Origin of the sequence: Micromonospora sp. NPDC005197 (assembly GCF_040608295.1) — a bacterium.
GTDB lineage: Bacteria > Actinomycetota > Actinomycetes > Mycobacteriales > Micromonosporaceae > Micromonospora.
The window spans coordinates 32,120-52,201 of record NZ_JBEXHY010000035.1; the positions used below are offsets into that span (position 1 = coordinate 32,120).

General features: G+C 69.7%; 21 protein-coding genes. 6 read left to right on the plus strand and 15 right to left on the minus strand.

Features of this window, described 5'->3' with window-relative positions:
• Positions 1-176: 176 nt before the first annotated feature.
• The 3 genes from ABZU46_RS14660 (at position 177) to ABZU46_RS14670 (ending at position 3,149) form a co-directional block, all read left to right on the plus strand.
• A complete protein-coding gene (locus tag ABZU46_RS14660; RefSeq protein WP_354857734.1) occupies positions 177-1,175 on the plus strand; it encodes an SRPBCC family protein in 999 nt (332 codons plus the stop codon).
• Positions 1,172-2,347, plus strand: coding sequence for a zinc-dependent alcohol dehydrogenase (locus tag ABZU46_RS14665; protein ID WP_354857737.1), 1,176 nt, complete (start codon positions 1,172-1,174; stop codon positions 2,345-2,347). The genes ABZU46_RS14660 and ABZU46_RS14665 overlap by 4 nt, the downstream gene beginning before the upstream one ends.
• Before the next feature lie 169 nt (positions 2,348-2,516).
• Entirely contained in the window at positions 2,517-3,149 is a 633-nt protein-coding gene (locus tag ABZU46_RS14670; RefSeq protein WP_354857739.1) for a TMEM175 family protein, read from the plus strand.
• A 105-nt stretch (positions 3,150-3,254) separates the two neighbouring features.
• Here the strand turns inward: ABZU46_RS14670 and ABZU46_RS14675 are convergent, their stop codons facing one another.
• Positions 3,255-4,082: an aldo/keto reductase gene (locus ABZU46_RS14675; protein ID WP_354857742.1), complete on the minus strand. Its 828-nt coding sequence runs from the start codon at positions 4,080-4,082 to the stop codon at positions 3,255-3,257.
• A 176-nt stretch (positions 4,083-4,258) separates the two neighbouring features.
• Between ABZU46_RS14675 and ABZU46_RS14680 the strand changes: the two genes are divergently transcribed.
• Positions 4,259-4,840, plus strand: a complete 582-nt coding sequence (locus tag ABZU46_RS14680; protein ID WP_354857744.1) for a type 1 glutamine amidotransferase domain-containing protein — start codon at positions 4,259-4,261, stop codon at positions 4,838-4,840.
• Between the two features lie 95 nt (positions 4,841-4,935).
• Here ABZU46_RS14680 and ABZU46_RS14685 read toward each other — a convergent pair whose 3' ends face one another.
• The 8 genes from ABZU46_RS14685 to ABZU46_RS14720 form a co-directional block, all read right to left on the minus strand.
• The gene (locus tag ABZU46_RS14685) at positions 4,936-5,946 is read right to left on the minus strand and encodes a mechanosensitive ion channel domain-containing protein (RefSeq protein ID WP_354857747.1); all 1,011 of its coding nucleotides are present in this window, start codon (positions 5,944-5,946) and stop codon (positions 4,936-4,938) included.
• Positions 5,947-6,245: 299 nt separating this feature from the next.
• Positions 6,246-7,913, minus strand: a complete 1,668-nt coding sequence (locus ABZU46_RS14690) for a serine/threonine-protein kinase (RefSeq protein ID WP_354857749.1) — start codon at positions 7,911-7,913, stop codon at positions 6,246-6,248.
• Positions 7,914-8,031: 118 nt separating this feature from the next.
• A complete protein-coding gene (locus ABZU46_RS14695; RefSeq protein ID WP_354857751.1) occupies positions 8,032-8,760 on the minus strand; it encodes an anti-sigma factor in 729 nt (242 codons plus the stop codon).
• Positions 8,757-9,383, minus strand: coding sequence for an ECF RNA polymerase sigma factor SigK (gene sigK / locus ABZU46_RS14700; RefSeq protein ID WP_354857753.1), 627 nt, complete (start codon positions 9,381-9,383; stop codon positions 8,757-8,759). The genes ABZU46_RS14695 and sigK overlap by 4 nt, the downstream gene beginning before the upstream one ends.
• A gap of 50 nt (positions 9,384-9,433) precedes the next feature.
• Positions 9,434-10,057, minus strand: coding sequence for a class F sortase (locus ABZU46_RS14705; RefSeq protein WP_354857756.1), 624 nt, complete (start codon positions 10,055-10,057; stop codon positions 9,434-9,436).
• Between the two features lie 79 nt (positions 10,058-10,136).
• Positions 10,137-10,925, minus strand: a complete 789-nt coding sequence (locus ABZU46_RS14710; protein ID WP_354857757.1) for a hypothetical protein — start codon at positions 10,923-10,925, stop codon at positions 10,137-10,139.
• A gap of 116 nt (positions 10,926-11,041) precedes the next feature.
• Positions 11,042-12,565 carry a molybdopterin-dependent oxidoreductase gene (locus ABZU46_RS14715; protein WP_354857759.1) on the minus strand — a complete coding sequence of 508 codons (1,524 nt, stop codon included), beginning with the start codon at positions 12,563-12,565 and terminating at the stop codon, positions 11,042-11,044.
• Between the two features lie 59 nt (positions 12,566-12,624).
• On the minus strand, positions 12,625-13,254 hold the full coding sequence (locus ABZU46_RS14720) for a fasciclin domain-containing protein (protein WP_354857762.1): 630 nt from the start codon (positions 13,252-13,254) through the stop codon (positions 12,625-12,627).
• Positions 13,255-13,405: 151 nt separating this feature from the next.
• Between ABZU46_RS14720 and ABZU46_RS14725 the strand changes: the two genes are divergently transcribed.
• Both ABZU46_RS14725 and ABZU46_RS14730 read left to right on the plus strand, forming a co-directional pair.
• Positions 13,406-14,245 carry a helix-turn-helix domain-containing protein gene (locus tag ABZU46_RS14725; RefSeq protein WP_354857765.1) on the plus strand — a complete coding sequence of 280 codons (840 nt, stop codon included), beginning with the start codon at positions 13,406-13,408 and terminating at the stop codon, positions 14,243-14,245.
• 66 nt (positions 14,246-14,311) lie between these two features.
• A complete protein-coding gene (locus ABZU46_RS14730) occupies positions 14,312-14,893 on the plus strand; it encodes a dihydrofolate reductase family protein (protein WP_354857767.1) in 582 nt (193 codons plus the stop codon).
• A gap of 265 nt (positions 14,894-15,158) precedes the next feature.
• Here ABZU46_RS14730 and ABZU46_RS14735 read toward each other — a convergent pair whose 3' ends face one another.
• The 6 genes from ABZU46_RS14735 to ABZU46_RS14760 form a co-directional block, all read right to left on the minus strand.
• Positions 15,159-15,818: a VTT domain-containing protein gene (locus ABZU46_RS14735; protein ID WP_354857770.1), complete on the minus strand. Its 660-nt coding sequence runs from the start codon at positions 15,816-15,818 to the stop codon at positions 15,159-15,161.
• 57 nt (positions 15,819-15,875) lie between these two features.
• A complete protein-coding gene (locus ABZU46_RS14740) occupies positions 15,876-16,430 on the minus strand; it encodes a phosphatase PAP2 family protein (RefSeq protein ID WP_354857773.1) in 555 nt (184 codons plus the stop codon).
• Positions 16,431-16,549: 119 nt separating this feature from the next.
• On the minus strand, positions 16,550-17,965 hold the full coding sequence (locus ABZU46_RS14745; protein ID WP_354857776.1) for a HAMP domain-containing sensor histidine kinase: 1,416 nt from the start codon (positions 17,963-17,965) through the stop codon (positions 16,550-16,552).
• 80 nt (positions 17,966-18,045) lie between these two features.
• Positions 18,046-18,723 carry a response regulator transcription factor gene (locus tag ABZU46_RS14750; RefSeq protein ID WP_354857778.1) on the minus strand — a complete coding sequence of 226 codons (678 nt, stop codon included), beginning with the start codon at positions 18,721-18,723 and terminating at the stop codon, positions 18,046-18,048.
• Positions 18,724-18,921: 198 nt separating this feature from the next.
• Positions 18,922-19,692 carry an ABC transporter permease gene (locus ABZU46_RS14755; protein WP_354857780.1) on the minus strand — a complete coding sequence of 257 codons (771 nt, stop codon included), beginning with the start codon at positions 19,690-19,692 and terminating at the stop codon, positions 18,922-18,924.
• Between the two features lie 138 nt (positions 19,693-19,830).
• Positions 19,831-20,082: ricin-type beta-trefoil lectin domain protein (locus ABZU46_RS14760; RefSeq protein WP_354857782.1), on the minus strand; the 252-nt coding region annotated here is incomplete at its 5' end.

Genomic DNA, 20,082 nt, shown 5'->3' on the forward strand with positions numbered 1-20,082 from the left:
GACGAAGTCCGCCGACGCCGTCTGGACGGCCCGGACCGGGAGGGCGATCTTGATGCGGCGGCCGATCAGCGGGTTCAGGTGGTTCCCGGGGGGTAACCGGGCCCCAATGAGTCGTGCCCCGGGTCGCCGTGAGCCGGGCTGCCCGGGCGGGTGCGACCGGATACGGAGGGCTACCCGTGACTCGACTGGCAACCCGAGAGGCAGCCAAGGCCAGGCAGGACGAGGTGCAGCGGCGGGGGCGCGGGCTCGGCTGGATGAGCCTCGGCCTGGGCGTGGCACAACTGGCGGCACCGGACACGGTGCGCCGGATCAGCGGAGTGGACGACTCTTCGACGTCCCGGGCGATGGTGCCACTCGTCGGGGCGCGGGAGCTGATACACGCGGCCGGGCTCCTGACGAGCCGGCGCAAGAGCATGTGGGCGTGGACCCGGGTCGCGGGCGACGCGATGGACCTGGCCTCGCTCGGACTGGCCATCGCCCACCGGGGCGGGCGCCGCCGGCGGCGGCTCCTCGTTGTCACCGGCGCCATCGTCGGGATCACGGTGGTGGACCTGTTGACCGCCGTACAGGCCACCCGGGCGAAGGAGATCGGCTCAGCGCCGGCGGTACGAGGCATCCGCACAGGAGGACCCATGGAGCTGACAGCCACGACAACCATTCGCAAACCGCCGCCTAAGGTCTACGCGTTCTGGCGCGAACTGGACAATCTCCCGACGTTCATGGCTCATCTCGAGGAGATCCGCTCCACCGGTAGCCGTACGAGCCACTGGTCCGCCAGCGCCCCGTTCGGCACGAACGTCGAGTGGGACGCGGAGATCGTCGACGACTCGCCCGGCGAGAAGATCGCGTGGCGGTCGACCGGCAACGCCGACGTGCCGAACGCCGGTACGGTCCGCTTTGTGCCCGCCCCGGATGGTGTGAGCACCGAGGTGCACGTCGTCCTGTCGTACGACATCCCGGGCGGCGCGATCGGCAAGGCGGTCGCCAGGTACTTCGGCGAGGAGCCGCACCAGCAGCTCGACGACGACCTGCGTCGGCTCAAGCAGGTGCTGGAGACCGGCGAGGTGGTCCGGTCCGACGGCGCCCCGTGGGGCAAACGGGCCCGCAAGGAGTTCCCGCAGCGTCCGGCGCAGCCGCTGTCGGATGCCGAGTTCGCGAAGGAGGCCCCGGCATGAGGGCGAACACCTGGGCGGGCCGCAACAAGGTCAAGGTCCGTGACGTGCCGGACCCGAGGATCCTGAACGAGCGCGATGCCATCGTACGGATCACGTCCACCGCTATCTGTGGCTCGGACCTGCACCTGGTCGATGGGTATGTGCCCACGATGCAGAACGGCGACGTCATGGGTCACGAGTTCATGGGTGAGGTGATCGAGGTCGGCCGGGGCGTCGATCCAGGTCGGCTGCGCGTCGGGGACCGGGTCGTGGTGCCGTTCCCGATCGCCTGCGGCGCGTGCGGCGCCTGCGCCGCCGAGCTGTACTCCTGCTGCGAGAACTCCAACCCCAACGCCGGGATCGCGGAGAAGATGTTCGGTCACCCGGTCGCCGGGATCTTCGGCTATTCGCATCTGACCGGCGGCTTCGCGGGCGGTCAGGCGCAGTACGCGCGGGTGCCGTTCGCCGACGTCGGTCCGCTGAAGATCGAGTCCGACCTGACCGACGAGCAGGTGCTGTTCCTCTCGGACATCCTTCCCACCGGCTACATGGGTGCCGACATGTGCGACATCCAGTCCACCGACGTGGTGGCGGTGTGGGGCGCCGGCCCGGTCGGCCAGTTCGCGATGGACAGCGCCCGGGTGCTCGGCGCCGCAAAGGTCATCGCCATCGACAAGGAGCCGTACCGGCTGCAGATGGCCGAACGGGCGGGCTACACGCCGGTGAACTTCGAGGAGGTGGACGTGCGGTCCCGGCTGCTGGAACTGACCGGTGGGCGGGGACCGGACAAGTGCATTGACGCGGTTGGCCTGGAGGCCACGCACGGCAGCGCGGCCCTCTACGCCTATGACCGGGTCAAGCAGGCGGTCCGCTCGGAGACCGAGCGTCCGCACGCGCTGCGGCAGGCCATTCTGTCCTGCCGCAGCGGTGGCATCGTGTCGGTGATCGGAGTGTACGGCGGTCTGCTGGACAAGTTTCCCGCCGGCGCGTGGATGAACCGCGCGCTGACCCTGCGTACCGGCCAGTGCCACGTGCAGCGCTACATGAAGCCGCTGCTGCAGCGCATCGAGCGTGGGGAGATCGATCCGACCCGGGTCATCACCCACACCCTGTCGCTGGACGAGGCAGAACGCGGCTTCGAGATGTTCAAGAACAAGCAGGACAACTGCGAGAAGGTTGTCCTCAAACCCTGACGGATCACTTGCATCCGGCCGCCGCGCGCGCACGGCGGCCGGCCGGATGCGGCGTCCTCCCGGTGTGGAGCGCCGCGCCCGGCAGTTTGCGGCGGACGACACTGGGTAGGCGCGCTTGGTGAGCGGGTCAGACACGGACCTGGGCACCCGGTCGGACACCAGCCGTGCCGTGGCGTTCAGCGATGCCATCTTCGCCATCATCATCACACTGCTGGTCCTGGACCTCCGGGTACCGGACGTACCACCCGGCCACCTCCTGTCCGGCCTGCTCAACCAGTGGCCGTCGTATGGCGCGTATCTCGCGTCCTACTCGTACGTGGCCGTCGTCTGGCTCAATCACAAGGCGGCGTTCAACCGCATTCAGCAGACCGATCGCGGCCTGCACTGGGTGAACCTGTTCGTGCTGTTCAGCACGGCCCTGCTACCGTTTCCGACCGCCGTCGTGTCGCACGCGCTGCAGGAGCACAACAACGCGGACCAGCGCGTGGCCGTCGCCTTTTACGCGTTGATCGGCGCGTTGCTGTGCGCAAGCTGGCTGGCGTTCTACCACTACCTGGCCCGGAGCCCCGACTTGCTGAAGGAACAGGTCAGAGACGACTTCTTTCACGTCGAGCGATTCCGGGCCCTCGCCGGGGTCGTCCTGTACGTCCTCGCGGGAGTAGTCGGCTACCTGGTGGCGCCGTTGCTCGGCCTCGCCATATTTCTCCTTCTGCCCGTCTTCTACGCGATCACCAGCGCTGGCCTGTACCAGTTCGGGGTGATTCGCCGGATCACTCGCCGACCTGGCCGACGAAGAGGCTGAAGGCGGCGGGCCAGCCGCCGTTCTACCCGGCGGGCGCGAGCACCCGCCGGGTTCCGGGTTCGAGGGCATTCCCACAAGCCCACCCTCAGTCGGAGGTTGGTGACGCTACAAGATCTCGAGCGGTTGCGGGCCGGTCGGCGGCGGGAACGCGGTGTCGAGTGCCGCCACGTCCTCCTCAGTCAGCTGCAGGTCTCGCGCTTCCGCGTTCTCCAGGGTGTGTTCGGGGTTGGACGATCGGGGGATGGCCGCCACCATTTCCTGCCGCAGCACCCAGGCCAGCGCCACCTGGGCCGGGGTGGCCTCGTGCCGGGCGGCGATCTCCGCGATCTGGGAGTGGCCGAGCAGTCGACCCTGCTCGATCGGCGAGTAGGCCATCACCGGGATCCGGTGCTCGCGTAGCCACGGCAGCAGGTCATATTCCGGACCGCGGCGGGTGAGGTTGTACAGGATCTGATTGGTCGCGCAGTCTTGCCCGCCCGTCGTCTCGAGTAGCTCCGTCATGTCGGAAAGATCGAAGTTGCTCACGCCCCACTGCCCGATGTCACCGGCGTCGACGAGTTCCGCGAACGCCTCGATGGTCTCCGCGAGTGGATGCGAGCCGCGCCAGTGCAGCAGGTAGAGGTCGATGTGGTCGACGCCGAGTCGTTGCAGGCTGCGGCGGCAGGCCTGCACGGTTCCCCGTCGGCTGGCGTTGGACGGCAGCACCTTGTCGACCAGAAAGACGTCGTCGCGTCGTCCGGTGATCGCCTCGCCGACGAGTTCCTCGGAAGCGCCGTCACCGTACATCTCCGCAGTGTCGATCATGGTCAAGCCCAGGTCGAGCCCGGTGTGTAGGGCGGCGATCTCGTCCCGCCGCTTTGCGGGGCGCTCACCCAGGTACCAGGTTCCCTGGCCGAGCACGGGCATGGTTTGGCCGGACGGCAGCTCGATCATTTGTCGACCTTCCTGAGCCTGAATACGAGTAGGTTGCCTGCGTTACCCGCTGCGACAGGCAGCACACCCACGGGCGGCGTTCGCTGGCCCGTTTGTGGGTGCCCGCACCGGGAAGGCGACCCGGGAGTGAGCGATGCGCCGCCGACGGGGTGGCGCCGCGAAGGGGAGGCCGCAGAATGGCGCAGAGCCAGCAGCCACTGACCGGCAAGCGAGTTGCTTGCCTCGCCGCTGACGGGGTGGAGGACGTGGAATACACCCAGTCCCGGGCCGCCGCAGAGCAGGCCGGAGCCGAGGTCCACCTGATCTCGTTGCAATCCGGCGAGATCCAGTCGATGAACCAGGACATCAATCCGGCCAACCGATATCACGTGGACCGGACCGTGAACGAGGCCGATGCGGCCGACTATGACGCCCTGTTGCTGCCAGGCGGGACTGTCAACCCCGACCGGCTCCGGATGAACCCGCAGGCGATGGACTTCGTCCGAGCGTTCTTTCAGCAGAATAAGCCGGTGGCGGCGATCTGCCACGGCCCCTGGTCGCTGGTCGAGACCGGAATGGTCAACGGTCGGACCGTCACCTCGTTCCCCAGCCTGCGCACCGACATCCGCAACGCTGGCGGAAACTGGGTGGACCAACAGGTGCAGGTCGACAACGGCCTGGTCACCAGCCGCAACCCCAGCGACCTCCCAGCCTTCTGCTCGAAAATGGTCGAGGAGTTCGCCGAGGGCAAACACGTCCGCCAGATGTCGACAGCCTGACTCGATGGGGCTCAGGGCCGGGAGGATCAGCCCGGCCCCGAGCGCTGCCCGGCGGCTGACCCAGCGCAACGGCGGGGCCGAAAAAGACCCGCCGGTCACGGCTGGTACTGGTTGCGGGTGCGGGGCAACCACTGGGGGTGCTGGTCACGCAGATAGCGGATCAGTCCCTCGCGTAGGTCGCAGCTCAGGTCCCAGGCGCTGGCGCCGTCCGCAGCTGAGGCCTGCACCTGGATGATCACGGTCTGCGCGGTGGCGTCGACCATCTGGAGCACCCACTGGCTGCGATCCCACAGCGGTGCGGACTCGACCAGTCGGCGTACCTCCCGGCGCAGGTCGTTAAGGTCCGCGGTGTGGTCGACATGGATCTGGATCTTGCCGATCACCCGCGACTCGTTGCGGGTCCAGTTCTGAAACGGCCGCTCGGTGAAGTACGTGGTCGGCAGGATGAGTATCCGTTCGTCCCAGAGCCGGATCACCACGTTGGTCAGCTTCACCTCCTCGACCCGGCCCCATTCGCCTTCCACCACCAACACGTCGCCGACGTGCAGCCCGTCGGCGAAGGCGACCTGGATGCCGGCGAACGCGTTGGCGAGCGCGGTTCGGGCGGAGAGGCCGATCACCGCGCCGACCACCCCGGCCGAGGTCAGAATGGAGACGCCGAAGAGGCGTACCGGCCGGAAGGTGATCAGGATCAGGCCGATCGCAACGATCGTGACGACGACCACCGTGAGCCGCCGCACCGGACGGATCTGGGTCCGGGCCCGCCGGGCCCGCCGGCTCCTGGTCACATCATTCGGCAGTCGACTGAACACGACCGCCTCGGCCACCTGCAACACCCTGACCACCAGCCACGCACCGACGGCGATCAGGGTCAGCAGGATGGCGTGCCGCAGATAACGCTGCCACCCGGTCAGTCCGGGCGGCAGCGCGTAGTACACCACCCAGACCAGCAGGACCGCGGCCGCCGGGCGGCGGCAGGCGAGCCGCAGCGGCTCCAGCAGCCACTTGTAGCGGCCACGGGCAACCCGGCGAGCCAGCACGCCGGAGACCAGGTCCACGACCACGGCCGCCGCCAGCGCGGCCAACACGATCAACGCGGTACGCATCAGTTGCCGTTCACCGTGATCCTGATGCCACCTTTCCCTGGCTCGCTGCCCAGTCCACGGGCCCAGGGTGCCATCCGGTCCGGTGGCGGGCGGCGAACATCGACAAACAACCGCTGAACGGGCCTGCGTCAGCCGCCCGACGGTGGCTTCCGGGTTGCCGGCCTGGCAGCGCCGATCCGCCACCGCCTACGGGCGGGTGACCGTGGAGCGGGGCGTCGGCCATGCGCGGCATTCGGCGGCCCGCCGCGAACGCAACTGGAACTGGCTGCGATGGAGGTGACCACGTTCGGGCACACGGGTCAGTCGAGGCGGAAGCTTGCGAGGGCCAGTCGTTGCAGAGGCTCCGTCGCGGTCCACTGGCTGTCCTGGGTCATCCAGGACAGGCTGTGGGCACGGGTCCTGCTGTCATTGACCAGCAGCCGCCGGACGTGCAGCCGCACACCGCCGGCCTGGTCGCAGGTGTACTCCCACTCCGCGGCGCCACCCGCGCGGATGACCGGCCCGATGCTGATCTTCTGGTAGCCGGAAAGCGCCCCGGTCTTCACCGCCTCGCGCTCTGCGGCGGCCCACTGCTTCGAGGGTGTGGGGGAAGCTTCGGCGGTGAGGTCGACAGCGATGGCTCGCACCTCGGCGGGGTCGCGGAAGCAGACAGTTTCGCCCTCGGTGTGCCGGGTCCATCCGTGCGGAACTGCCACCAGGAAGCGGGCCGGGTCCTGGTGCCAAGCCCATCCGTCGGGCAGCGCGTACGGGAGCGGTGCGGTGGGTTCCTGCAGAGGCTCGGCCTCGCTGGAGGCGTCATCGTCCAGGCAGAGGTGGGCGGGCACTTCCGCACTGGTCGACTCCATCGCGCCGGCCGCCGCACCGCCCGGGTCGACGGCCGGCACGCCGTCCTGGCCACGCAGGCCGCCGAGAACGGCACCGGCTGCCGTGACAATGATGGCCACGACCGTCAACAGTCCCAACACTGCGCCAGCGAACGCCCAGCCGGTCGTCCGGTCGCGGGTGTTCGACGCCCTCGCCGTGATGACCGTGGTGTCGATCGCGTCCTCGGCGATCGGCACCGGCGGCGTGGTGGTCCGCGACCGCCGCGGCGGTCGGGTGGACATCCGCCACCGGCGGCGCGCCCGGGGCACCGGCACGGGCTCGATCGGTACGGTCGCCTCGGCCACCTGCTCCAGCAGGGCGCGGGCCTCGTACGCGGACAGACGCTGACGGGGATTGCGCAGCAGGAGTCCAGTGACCGCCGGTTCGAGTGGCAGGACGCTCATCCGGTCGGGCGCCTCGGTGGCCAGAGCGGCGAGTGTGGCCAGGGTCGAGGGCCGGGTCCACGGTGGGCGGCCCTCCGCGGCCAGGTAGAGCGTCGCGCCGAGAGCCCACAGGTCCGAGGCGGGGGTGGCCCTGCCATCGCGAGCGCGCTCCGGCGCGACGTACTGGTTCCTCGACAGGTTCGCCGCACTGACGGTCGCCGGGCTGTGGCTGTCGAAGATCGACAGGCCGAACCCGCCGAGCATGACGCGCCCGTCGTCGCCGAGCAGCACGTTCTGCGGACAGAGCTCCCGATGCACCACACCCATCTCGTGTGCGGCGTTCAGTGCGGCGAGCAGGTGCAGCCCGACCCGCGCCACCTCGACCGGCGTCAGCGGGCCGTCGGCGGCAACCACCTCGGGCAGGGACCGGGAGGGCACGTACTCCATGACAAGCCACAGGTGCCCGTCGGCGCTCAGCACGTCCCACATCCCCATCACGCTCGGGTGGTCCAGCCCGGCCAGTCCACGAACCTCGGCCAGCGTCCGCTCGTGCAACCGGGACCGTTCGGCGTCGCTCGCCCATCCCGGCACGGCGATCTGCTTGAGCGCGACGTCCCGGTCGAGCACCTCGTCGCGGGCCAGCCAGACCCGTCCCGGAGTGGCAGGGTCCTCGATCGGCAGGAGCCTGCGGTACCGGCCGGCGAGCAGCTCGTCATCCATGCTGGTGATTCGGAGCGGTCCACCGCTCGGATGGGTGGATGAGCGGGAAGCACATCGGCCGTCGGTGCGGACCGGCTGGACCGGCTGACGGTGTGACCGCAGCCGGCCCGTGCTCAGCTCAGCTCAGCTCGACCGTACCCACGATTCGCGTGGGGGCGACGGAGCCGCCCGCGGGCTCGTTGGAAACGCCGAAGGTTGCCGCCTCGGCGACCGGGCCGATGACCGTGGTCGACGCCCTGGCACCCTCGGCTAGTCGCCCCACCTTGCGGGGTTCGCTGCCGCGGATGAGCCAGAGCTCGTAGATCCGCCCGGGGCCGGGTTCCGGCAGGTCGCGCAGCAGCACCACCCCTCGGTCTCGGTCGCGGGAGACCACCACGGTCGCGGAGCCGCCGGGCTGCAGCGACCGCTCGAACACCCGGGCGTCCGGGGCGTCCAGGACGGCGGCGATCTGCCGAGCCTGGTCGCTGCTGGCCTGCTCGTCGCTGATCCGATCATTGCTCACGGTCCAGGTGACCGCGCTCGCGCCGCCGGCCACGAGGACGGCCGCGGCGGCAGCCACGGTGATCCGTCGCCACCTGCTTGCCTGCCGTCTGGCGCTGTCTCCTGCGGCAGCCGAGCGCAACTGCGGGGTGCGCGCCGCCTGGGTGAGGGTGCGCTCCCGTAACCCCGGGGGTGTGGCCTCGACGACGGTGTCGTCGGCGAGCCGTGCGACCGTCTCCCGTAATTCGGTCACCTCCAGGCGGCACGACTCGCAGTCCGCCAGGTGCCGCTCGAACGCCGCCCTCTCGAGGTCGTCGACCGCGTTCAGGGCGTACGCGCCGGCGAGGGTGTGGATGTCGGCGCTCATGCCCGTCCCTCCATTTCGATTCCCAGGCAGTCGCGCATCCGGATCAGTCCGTCGCGCATCCGCGTCTTCACCGTCGGCAGCGGTGTCTTCAGCTTTTCGGCGACCTCCCGGTAGGTGTGGCCGCCGTAGTAGGCCAGGGCCACCGCCTCCCGTTGGACCGGCGTCAGCCGGCCCAGGCACCGGCGGACCTGTTCCCGCTCCAACCGGGCGGTGACGTCCTCGACAACCTCGTCATAGGGGACATGCGTCTCGGTCGCGGCGACCTGCAGGGTGCGGTTGGTGTGGGACTGCTCGGAACGCACTCGATCCACCGCCCGGCGGTGCGCCATGGTCAGAATCCAGGCCGAGGCTGAGCCACGACCGGCCTCGAAGCGGCCAGCGGTGCGCCACACCTCGACCATCACCTCCTGCGTCACCTCCTCGGCCTGCGCCGGGTCGCGCACGACGCGGCGGGTCAGCCCGAGGACGCGGCCCGCCATCGTGTCGTACAGCGCCGCGAACGCCGCCTCGTCGCCCCGTGCCACCCGAGTCAGCAGCTCGTCGGCGCTCGGTGGCGTCGGGGTGTCCGGCGGCACCGAACGTAGCCGCCGCGCCTGTTCCGGGTCACCGCTCATTCTCGGCATGTCCTCTCCTGTGCTGGCGGCCGTTCCGTGTGCCGCCGCGTACTCGGGTGCTAGGCGACATGAGCGTGAGCGAGGCGCGCGTAGACGATGACATTGTCGCGATAGTGCTGAGTGGCGTCGTCGAACTCGCCGCCGCAGGTGATCAGGCGTAGCGCCGAATGGTCGGTAGCCCCGTACACCTCATCGGTGGGAAAGGCGTCCTTGGGATACTGCTCGACCTTGCTGACGGTGAACATCGCGGTGCTGCCGTCCTGACGGTTGACCGTTATCCCGGCGCCGACGGACAGCTTGCCCAGATCGAAGAACGTTCCACGACGGCCCTTCCAGTTGACGTGCCCGGCCAGCACGGCCGGACCGAGGGCCCCTGGCGTCGGTGCCTTGGTGAACCAGCCCACGTCGGTGGCGCTGTCCGGGACCTCCATCGCCCCGTCCGCCCGCAGGCCGAGGGCGACAATCGCGGCGGTGGCCTTCAGCGACGGGATCGACACCCGCGTTGGGGGCGAACTGGCCATCAGTGGTCCCGAGGTCAATTCACCCGGCTTGGTCGCCCGAGCGGGCGACGCCGTCGCGGCTGGGGCGGCAGCGGAGGCGTCGGGCCGAGGTGGCTCCCCAGCCCGGTAGGCCACCGCGAAGCCGATCGACACGGCCGCCGTCACGGTGAGGATGCCGGCCACCGCCAGGAGCGCGAAGCGCCCCCGGCGGCGTCCGGCCGGCACTGGTGCGTCGCCGGTGTCCATCACGAACGATTCCGGCTCAGCGCTCGCCGGCGAGCCGGCGTCGCGCGACGACCGCACCCGCGGCGCCGAGCAGCGCGAGGCCACCCACGGTGTACATCATCATCGGCGATCCACCGGAGGTGCTGCCATCGCCGGTGGCGACACCCCCGGCGGGTACGGACCCGGCGGCGGCGCCGCTGACCATGCCGCACGTCGCGGGGTCGGTGGCCTCGGCGGGGATGCCGTTGACGCCGATGGACTTGGCGAACGTCGACTCCCCGAGAGCTTCCATGTCGTACTTACCGTTCTTGTTGGCGTCGATGCCGTGTTGCACGAGGTGCAGGTCCTTGAGGTGCTCGATGGTGCCCTTGGGCAGGTCGGCAGCGGGGATGGTGCGCTCGTAGCTGAGGTTGCCCTGCGCGTCGGCCTTCGGCATCCGGTCCACCGCCAACCCGCTGGCCTTGGTCGTGTCCCCGGTGGTGGTCAGCGAGATGAAGATGTCCCCGTACATCTTCAGGCCCTCCTCCGTGCTGACGAAGCCGTTGCCGTTGGTGTCGGCGGACTTGTCCGGGCAGTGGAAGTCCATACCGTTGGCCGCGCCGTGCACGTGCTGGGCGTGCGGCGAGTTCGGCGTCATGCCCTTCGACCGGATCATGACCTTCAGGTCGCCGCCACTCGTCGCGGTCAACGTCGCGGTACCGGTGGCACCGGTCTCGTTGAGGTCCTGCAGCTGGACCTGCACGCTCTCGTCGGCCTGCGCGACGCCCGGGAACGCGAGGACCAGCACGGCCGCTGGTAGGGCGAGCAGGGCTCGGGACAGTCTCACAACAGATCTCCGTCTCCGCCTGGGTACGGCGTTGATACTCACGTGCGGTCAGGAGGGATTCGTGGCGTGGTGGTCGCCGGATTGGTGCCGGACGGGGTTCTTTTCGGCCCGGGAGGTCAGGTGATGGTGACGGTGGTGCTGTGCCAGCCGGTCGCGCCGTCAGGGAAGGGCGCGGCCCGCTGGTCGGTCTGGGTCGCACCGGTGGCATCGGTGGCCCGTACCCGCAGCGTGTGGCTGCCAGGGGTGGCGTCCCAGCGGTAGGTCCACTGCCGCCACAGGTCCGGCGATGGGCCGTCGGCGAGGCGGGCCTGCCGCCACGGCCCGTCGTCGATCTGCACCTCGACGGCGGTGATTCCGCGCCGTTGCGCCCAGGCGACACCGGCGATCATGACGGGTCCGACGCGACGTTGGGCGAAGGGTTTCGGAGTGTCGATGCGAGATGCGGTCTTGACGGGTGCGTCGGCTGCCCACCCGCGTTGGACCCAGTAGGGGTCGAACGCGTCGAAGGTGGTGACCTTCATCGAGGTGAGCCATTTGCAGGCGCCGACGTAACCGTAGAGGCCGGGCACGAGCATGCGGACGGGGAAGCCGTGTTCCAGGGGCAGGGGTTCGCCGTTCATGGCCACGGCCAGGAGCGCGTCGCGCCCATCGAGGATCGCCTCGATCGGGGTGCCGATGGTCATGCCCTCCACCGAGCGGCTGACGAGCTGGTTCTGCCCGGGGCGTACGCCCGCTTCGCGTAGCAGCGGTGCGAGGGGAACGCCGGTCCAGCGGGCTGTGCCGATGTAGGGACCACCGACCTCGTTCGAGACACAGTTGAGCGTGATGTCACGCTCCACGAGGCCACGGGCGAGAAGATCCTCGAATCTCCAGGTACGAGGGCGATCGACCGCTCCGTCGAGAGTCAACCGCCAGGTTTCAAGGTCGACCTGCGGGACGGTGAGAGCGGTGTCGACCCGGTAAAAGTCCCGGTTGGGGGTGACGAACGCCGAGGCCCCGTCCACGCCAACGGAGACACCGCCGGGTAGCGGCGGCGCCGGTCGCACTGGCGGCGGAATCCGAACGCCGGCGCGGGAACGGGCACCCACCGCGCTGCCGCGACCGACAGCCTGGCCGATCGCGGCCGCGACGCCGGCGGTCAGCGCTGCCCCCGTCGCCGTGGCCAGGAATTGACGGCGGTTGAGCAGCCGCGGCCGGCTCGACGCGGTGACCCTGACCGTCCGAGCGGCGCGCACCAACACCAGCATCGCCGCCATCCCGATGCCGACGCCCGCCAGGACCGGCAGGACGTCCGACGACGTCGCCCCCGGGCGGGACAGGATGGCGGCGACACCGACAGCAGCGAACACGGCGAGGCCAGCCAGACCGTAGCGGCGTCGTCGTAGCGCCGCCGCGCCGAGCAGAACCGCGGTCAGGGCGAGCAGGGCGTAGACGCCGACAAGGAGAGCGATCTTGTCGTTGGCGCCGAAGGTGCGGATGGCGAATGCCTTGACGCTCTGCGGTGCCAGGTCGATAGCGACGCCACCGACTGCCAGCACCGGGTCGGCGGCCGGATCGACCAGCGCCGCGAGGAGATGAGCCACGGCGAGGGCCACCCCGGCGGTCAACACGCCGACGACGAGGCCGCGAACGGCGGTCATGCTGAGGGACGGCCCCGGCCGGCGGTTCGCCGGCCGGGGCTCGATGTCGGTCGACGCCATCAGCTCTTGGGCATCAGAACGGTGTCAACGATGTACACGGTGGCGTTGGCCGTCGAGACATTCCCGCAGACCACCATCGAGGTGCCATTGACGGTGAACGACGAGCCGCTGCCGGTCACCACGAGCTCGCCGCCCTGCAACGTCTTGTGGGTGCCAGCCAGAGTGTCCGGCGACAACTGGGTCGGCACCACGTGGTAGGTCAGGACCTTCTTCAGCATGGCGTCGTCGGCCAGGACCTTGTCCAGATCCGCCTTCGGGATCTTGGCGAACGCGTCATTGGTCGGCGCGAACACCGTGACGCCCGGCGCGCCGTTGAGCGAGTCCACCAGGTTGGCCTTCTTGACCGCCGTCACCAGCGTCGAGAGCAGCGGATTGCCGGATGCGGCGGTGGCCACGGGCACCTTCGCCATCGCCTCGAAACTACCCGGGTTGGACGGATCGGCCGGCACGGCCGAGCACCCCGAGCCGAACTGACCCGACATCATCATCGAAGGCGAGGCCGAAGCCATCGGCGCGCTGGCCGACATGCTCGGCGCGCCGCTGGCGCTGTCCCCGCTGTCGGTACCGCCGCAGGCGGACAGGGCCAGCACCGCGATTACGCCAACCGTGGCAAACAGGCGCCGCTTCATACGAACTCCTCAGATGCTTGTACGTCATTGCTGCTGTCATGAGGCATTCGAGGCCGCCCTAGAGACGGATGGGCGCAAGGTGGAGAAATTTGGCGCGCTCGACGGCCATGCCGGCGCGTGATGCCGGCGGGGCGTCGGCGATGCTGTGAGCGTGGAGTACGTGTCCAGAGTGCCGCGACCGCCGCTCGACGGGCTGATCGACGACCTTTACTACCTGGAGGGTACGCCGCCGTACGCCCGGCTGACGCTGCCGCCGATGCCGGCGGCGTTGCTCATCGTCAATTTCGGACCGCCGTTCCGCATCCGCGCCGGCACCGACATCGAGACGGCCGAGTACGCCGACGGCTGCGTGGTCACCACGCCTACCCGCGCGTTCGAGTTCGGCTATCCACTCCGGACCCGGTCCGTCGGCGTGCACGTCAAGCCGTGGGGGCTGGCGCCGTTCCTGCCGATGCCCGCGGCCGAGCTGTGTGACCGGCCGGTGACGCTGGAGCAGGTCTGGGGCCGGCCCGCCGTCGCCGAGCTGCGAGACCGGCTGGCCACGGCGGACGGACCCCACGAGATGCTGACGCTGCTCGAGGAGGAGCTGATGCGACGGCTGTGCGAGACCGCCGGCCTGGGGCTGGTCCGCCACACGAGCAGCGTCATCGCGGCGACCAGCGGGGCGGTGGCGATCGGCGACCTGAGTGTCGCAGCCGGTGTCAGCAGCACCCATCTGGCGCAGCGGTTCAAGGAGCTCATCGGCGTCACGCCGAAGCGGCTGGCCCGCACCCACCGCTTCACCGCCACCGTGTTCGCGATCAACCCCGCCGGACCGATCGACTGGGGCGAGCTCGCCGGTGCTGCGGGCTACTTCGACCAGGCCCACTTCGGCCACGAGTTCCGGGCGTTCACCGGGCTCACTCCGACCCGGTACCTCGAAGTCCGGCGGCGGTTCCTGCGCGAACATCCCGGCCACGCGATGGACGGCTGGCCACTGCCGGCCGATTGATTTCCTACAAGAGCGACAGCTCACGGCGCGCTAACTTGAGGGCACCCCGAAGTAGAGGAGAGCCCCGTGGGCACAGTGGTCATGTACAGCTCGGTGTCCGTGGATGGCTTCATCGCGGACGAGAATGACCAGCCCGGGCCGCTGTTCGACTGGTTGACCAGCGGTGACGTCCCGTTGGACGAGGGCGGCGGGCTCAAGGTGTCGCAGACGTCCTACGACTACACCTGGCCGTACTGGGACCAGATCGGGGTGACAGTCGTCGGCCGCCACGTCTTCGACATGACGGACGGCTGGGACGGGAAGCCTCCGGGCGGGATCGACCACGTGGTCGTCGTGACGCACCGGCCGGCGCCCGAGGGCTGGGATCCCGAGGCGCCGTTCCACTTCGTCGACGGCGTCGAGGCAGCCATGGCCAAGGCACAGGAGCTTGCGGGTGACCGAGTGGTCGAGGTCGCCGCTGGCGACGTCGGTGGCCAGGTGCTTGCCGCGGGCCTGATCGACGAGGTGCGCACGGACGTCGTACCCGTCGTGTTCGGGTCCGGCAAGCGCTACTTCGGGTCGGTCCACGCGCAGCACCTGTTGGAGGATCCTGACGTGGTGATTCAGGGCAACCGGGTGCTTCACCTGCGCTATCGGGTGCGCCGCTGACCGATCTGAGCGGGTACGCGAAGAAGCCTGCCGGAGTTCCCGCCGCTGGATCCCCAAGCAGACGACGCCGGTCGTGGTACGCACCCTGCTGATCACCAGTGGCGGAAATGAACGAACCGCCTCCTGGTGCCTGGACGGCCTTACGCGCCGGACGGGATGTCTGCACATCAGCGACATGATTTTCTGGCCCGCCGGCCGCTCCCGGACAGCCGAGGACATCGTCGACCACGCTTGGTCCTGCACGCCGATCAGCCTGTAACAACCCCTACGACGAGCGGGCGGAGGTCCGGGCGGTGCTCCAGCGGGATCGAAGGAGCTGGATTCCGATCGGCAGGACGGAGACTACGACGATGCCGATCAGGATGATCTCGATGTTGGCCTTGACGAACGCGACCTGGCCGAGGAAGTAGCCCAGGACGGTTACGCCGACGCCCCAGAGGGCCCCGCCGATGATGTTGTAGGCCAGGAACGTCCGGTAGCGCATGTGGCTGACTCCGGCGATAATTGGGGTGAACGTCCGCACAATCGGCACGAACCGGGCCAGCACCACGGACCGGGCTCCATGGCGGTCGAAGAAGTCGTTGGCCCGGTGCACGTTCTCCTGCTTGAACAGGCGGGAGTTGGGTCGGCGGAACAGGCTCGGGCCGACTCGCCTGCCGAACAGGTACCCCACCTGATCCCCGGCGATCGCGGCCACGGCCACCAGCAGGCAGAGCAGCCAGAGCGGTTGGTGCAGGTAGTGGCCGTCGGCGACGAGAAGCCCGGCGGTGAACAGCAGCGAGTCACCCGGCAGGAAGAACCCGATCAGCAGCCCTGACTCGGCGAACACGATCGCGAGGATGCCGATCAGCCCGAAGGTGGAGATCAACCACTCCGGGTCGAGGAAGCTGGGCCCCGCAGCCGCCGAAGCGAGGGACGTTGACACGATAGAACCTCCGAGGGGTGTAGTGCGTAATCGGGCGGTGCGGGCGGGCAAGAGTGATCAGTGATTGCTGGTCGCAGCCCGTGGACGGTGTTGGTGGGCGCGCCAACCGAGGACGCGTGCGGCAAGCGCGATGATCAGAACCGCTCCCCCGCCGATGACCGCGCCGGCGAGGATGTCGGCTGGGTAATGCACGCCCGCCCAGACTCGGGCGAAGCCGATGACAGCGGCCAGCACCGAGAGCAGTAACCCCCAGCGCCAGGACAGGAACACCCCGACGGCGAAGGCCACCGCGAAAGCCGCCGTGGCGTGGTCGCTGGGCAGCGACCCTCCTGGGTCGTGTGGGATCAGCTGATGCACGGGATGCGTCTGAAACGGGCGGGCCTCGTTGCTGGCACGTGCGACCACCTGACCGGCGGCGAACGCCAAGGCCAGCGACGCCCCGACGCGGACGAGTAGCGGCCAACCACGCGATCTCAGGCCGAGCAGCAGCGCGAACGCCGCCACGGCGCCGAGGGGGTAGATCAGCCAGACAGCGCACCACTCCAGCACGTCGTCGAGCGGATCACGATGTCCGGCAGCTGCGTTGATGAGGTGAAACAGGTGATAGTTCATCGGGCGTCCGATCCCGTCGCCGACCCGGCTCCCGTCGACCGGCTGGGCCCAGCCAATCTGTTCGCGACTGAGAGGACCCTGAAAGGCGAGGACACCGGCAGTCGCACACGCCCTGGGGGTCAGTCGCCCGGTTCGTTGTCGCCGGTCAGCGGCAGACGGATCTGGATCGTCATTCCGGGGCCAGGCAGCACCCGCACGGTCCCGCCGTGCGCCGCAACGATCTCCCGGGTGATCGGCAGGCCCAGACCACTTCCGCCGTCGGCGCGGGCCCTGCTCTCGTCGAGCCGGACGAACCGTTCGAAGATCCGTTCCCGCTGGGCGACCGGCACGCCCGGCCCATCGTCGGTGACCTCCAGGCATCCCCACCCGTCCTCGGCCCCGACCCGTAGGAGCACCTCGTGGCGTGCGTGGTGAGCGGCGTTGTCAGCGAGGTTGCGCAGCGCCCGCCCGAGGTCGTGGGCGTCGCCGGTCACCCGCACCGCGGTGAGCTGGGTTCGGACGGTCAGGTCCGGTCGGCGGGCGGAGAGGTGCTCCCGCTCGGTGTAGGCCAGGTCGTCGAGGTCGACGTCCTCACGGCGCAGGGTGAGCCCGTGTTCGTCGATACGGGCGAGGAGCAGCAGGTCGGCGACCAGCCTGCCCAGTCGCTGCGACTCTCGGCGCATCAGTCGGACCAGGTCGTCGTTCGCGCCAGGCAGGGGCGTCATCGTAAGGCGGTCGAGGCCGGCCTGCAGGGTTGCCAGCGGGCTGCGCAGTTCGTGGCTGGCGTCGGCGATGAACCGCCGTTGACTGGTCGCCGCCGTCTGCAGTCGGTCGAGCATGCTGTTCATCGTCTGCGCGAGTGCCGCCACCTCGTCGTGCGCTTGGGGCACCGGCACCCGGGCGTGCAGATCTCGGGCGGTGATGCCCGCTACCCGACGGCGAATCGCCTCCACCGGACGCAGCGACCGGCCAACGAACAGGAACACGGCCGCGCCGATCAGCAGCAGCATCGCCGGCAACCCGATGACCAGGATCGCGGCGATCACCTCGGTGCTCTCGTGGACTGGTCGCAACGACTGGGCCACCAGCACCGTCCGGGTGCCCGAGCTGGTGCCGACACCAATCGCGACCACCCGATAGGCGTCATCGTCCGCGAAGGGCAGCGTCCGCTGTTCCCGCAGCGTCTGGCCGGCAGCGGGACGCAGCCGGGACAGTGGCACGGCACCGTCGAGCGTCGGCGACGCCGCCTGCACCACACCCGACGGCGCCAGTACCTGCACCAGGCTCTGCTCCCCCGGACGGGGCTTCAGCGTCTGGGCGATGGCACCGGAGTCACCGCCAGCTACCGCCGTGGCCACCTCGGCGGCGCGTTGCCGGGCAGCCGCGTCCACGTTGCGGACCAGGTTGGCCCGGGCCAGGTAGACGAAGACGGCCGCGCCAATCCCGAAGACCACCGCCACCACCATGGTGGCGGCCAGCGCCGAACTCAGCCGCACGCCCAGGCGGCGGCGTGCCCACCGGGCCGGGGCCCGCAACGAGGTGAGCATCGTGGCCATATCCGCAGCCTAGGGTCCACGGGGCTGAGAAGGCGCTGAGAGACCGCCAGGGTGGTGCGACTGCGCCACGTGGGGCACTGTCATCCGCCGTCGGCGGCCAGCCGGTAGCCCATGCCCCGTTCCGTCTGGATGGCCCGCCTGCCAAACGGATGGTCGATCTTGCGGCGCAGGTAGCCGACATACACCTCGACGATGTTGGGGTCGCCGTCGAAGTGGGCGTCCCAGACGTTGTCGATGATCTGCCGCTTGGACACCACGTCGCCACGATGACGCATGAGGAACTCCAGCAGCGCGAACTCCCGGGCGGTCACCCGGATCGGTTGCCCAGCGCGGGTGACCTGCCGCCGGGCCGGGTCCACTGCCAGGTCACCGGCGGTCAGGATCACCGGTCGGGCCGGGGCGCCCCGGCGGATCAGTGCCCGCAGGCGGGCCACCAGCACCACGAACGAGAACGGCTTGATCAAATAGTCGTCGGCGCCGAGGTCGAACGCGTCGGCCTGGTCGTACTCGCCGTCCTTGGCGGTCAACATCAGCACCGGCGTCCACACGTCCCGCGAGCGCAACTGGCGGCACACCTCGTAGCCGTTGAGGCCGGGCAGCATGATGTCGAGCACCACCGCGTCGTACGGGTTCTCGGTGGCTGCCCACAGCCCGTCAATCCCGTTGTGCTGCACATCGACGGTGAATCCCTCGTCGGTCAGGCCGGCGCGGATCACCTCCGCCAGGGCGGTCTCGTCCTCGACGACCAGCACGCGCACGCCGCTCGTTCCTTCCCGCCCGTAGACCCGGCGGACCCGGCCGGGTCCGCGTCACCTCCGATCATCGCGCGCGAAGGGGCGGAGGCGGCCGAGTCAGGATATAGGCGACCCAAAAGGCCAAGATCGGGCTCAACCAGGACCGTGGGGACGCCGCCGCGGCCACGGGCCCAGTACACCCACGGCACATATGCCCACACGTCAGCGACGGCTCGGCCGGGGTTTCGGCGTGGCGGGTTGGAGACGGCTGCGGGCCACCAGTTCGACGGTGAGGACGACGGCGACGGCCTCTACGGCGAGGAGCCCGACGAGGACGACCAACTGCGTCACTCCGGCGGCGAGCGGGCTCGCTCCGCCGAGCAGCACACCGACGAAGGCGCCGGGCAGGGTCACCAGGCCAACCGTCCGGGTCTGGTCAAGCGCCGGGACCAACGCCTGTCCCGCCGCCGGACGGCACACCAGCAGCACCGCGTCGCGGGGCAGCAAGCCCAGGGCCAGGCCGGCCTCCACCTCACCGCGCCTGCTGGTCAGCTCGTCGAGCGCGCGCCGCCCGGCCAGCGACGTCGCGGTCATCGCCCCGCCGATCAGGATCCCCGCGACCGGGATGATCGCGATGCCGCGCATCGGCACCAGGCCCGCCAACAGCAGCCCCGCCACCACAGCCATGCTTCCCACCACGATCGGCGCGCCGGCCCACCACCCCCGACCGCCGCCCGTGACACGCCGACCGGACGTGCCCGCCGCCACCGCGCACATCAGGACAACAAACGCAGCTGTGGCCCACAGCGACACCGCGATGCCCACGATCAGCAGCGACACGGCACCCAGTTGGATCGCGGCACGGACGGCGGCGACCATCACCTGCCGACCGTGACCCAGCTTTCCGAAGGTCACGACGACCGCCGCTACAAGGGTCAGGACAACCAGCGCGACACCGAGCTTCGGGCCAACCACGAGCATGGTCGAGGACATGCCGACAGTCTCCCGCCACGCCCGGCCCTCGCGGTCGCGGCCGACATGCCGCGCTGTCGATATTCGCCGAGCGTAGGACGCTGGAGACGGGCGCCCGGGTACGTGCTCCTCCGGGCACCCGCCCCCGGCGGGGGTTGGTCAGCCGCGTCGCCACTTCTGGTTGGCGCCGCCGTTGCAGGTCCACAACTGCAGGACCGCGTCGTTGTTCGGGTCCCAGTCCTTGATGTCGACGCACTTGTTGGCCTGCGGATTGACCAGGTCACCGGCGCCGCTGAGCACGAACTGCTGCGCGGGATTGCCCGAACAGGTGGCGATCTGGATGGCAGCGCCGTCGGCAGTGGAACCCCAGGCCACGTCCATGCACTTGTTGTTCTGGGTACGCAACGTGCC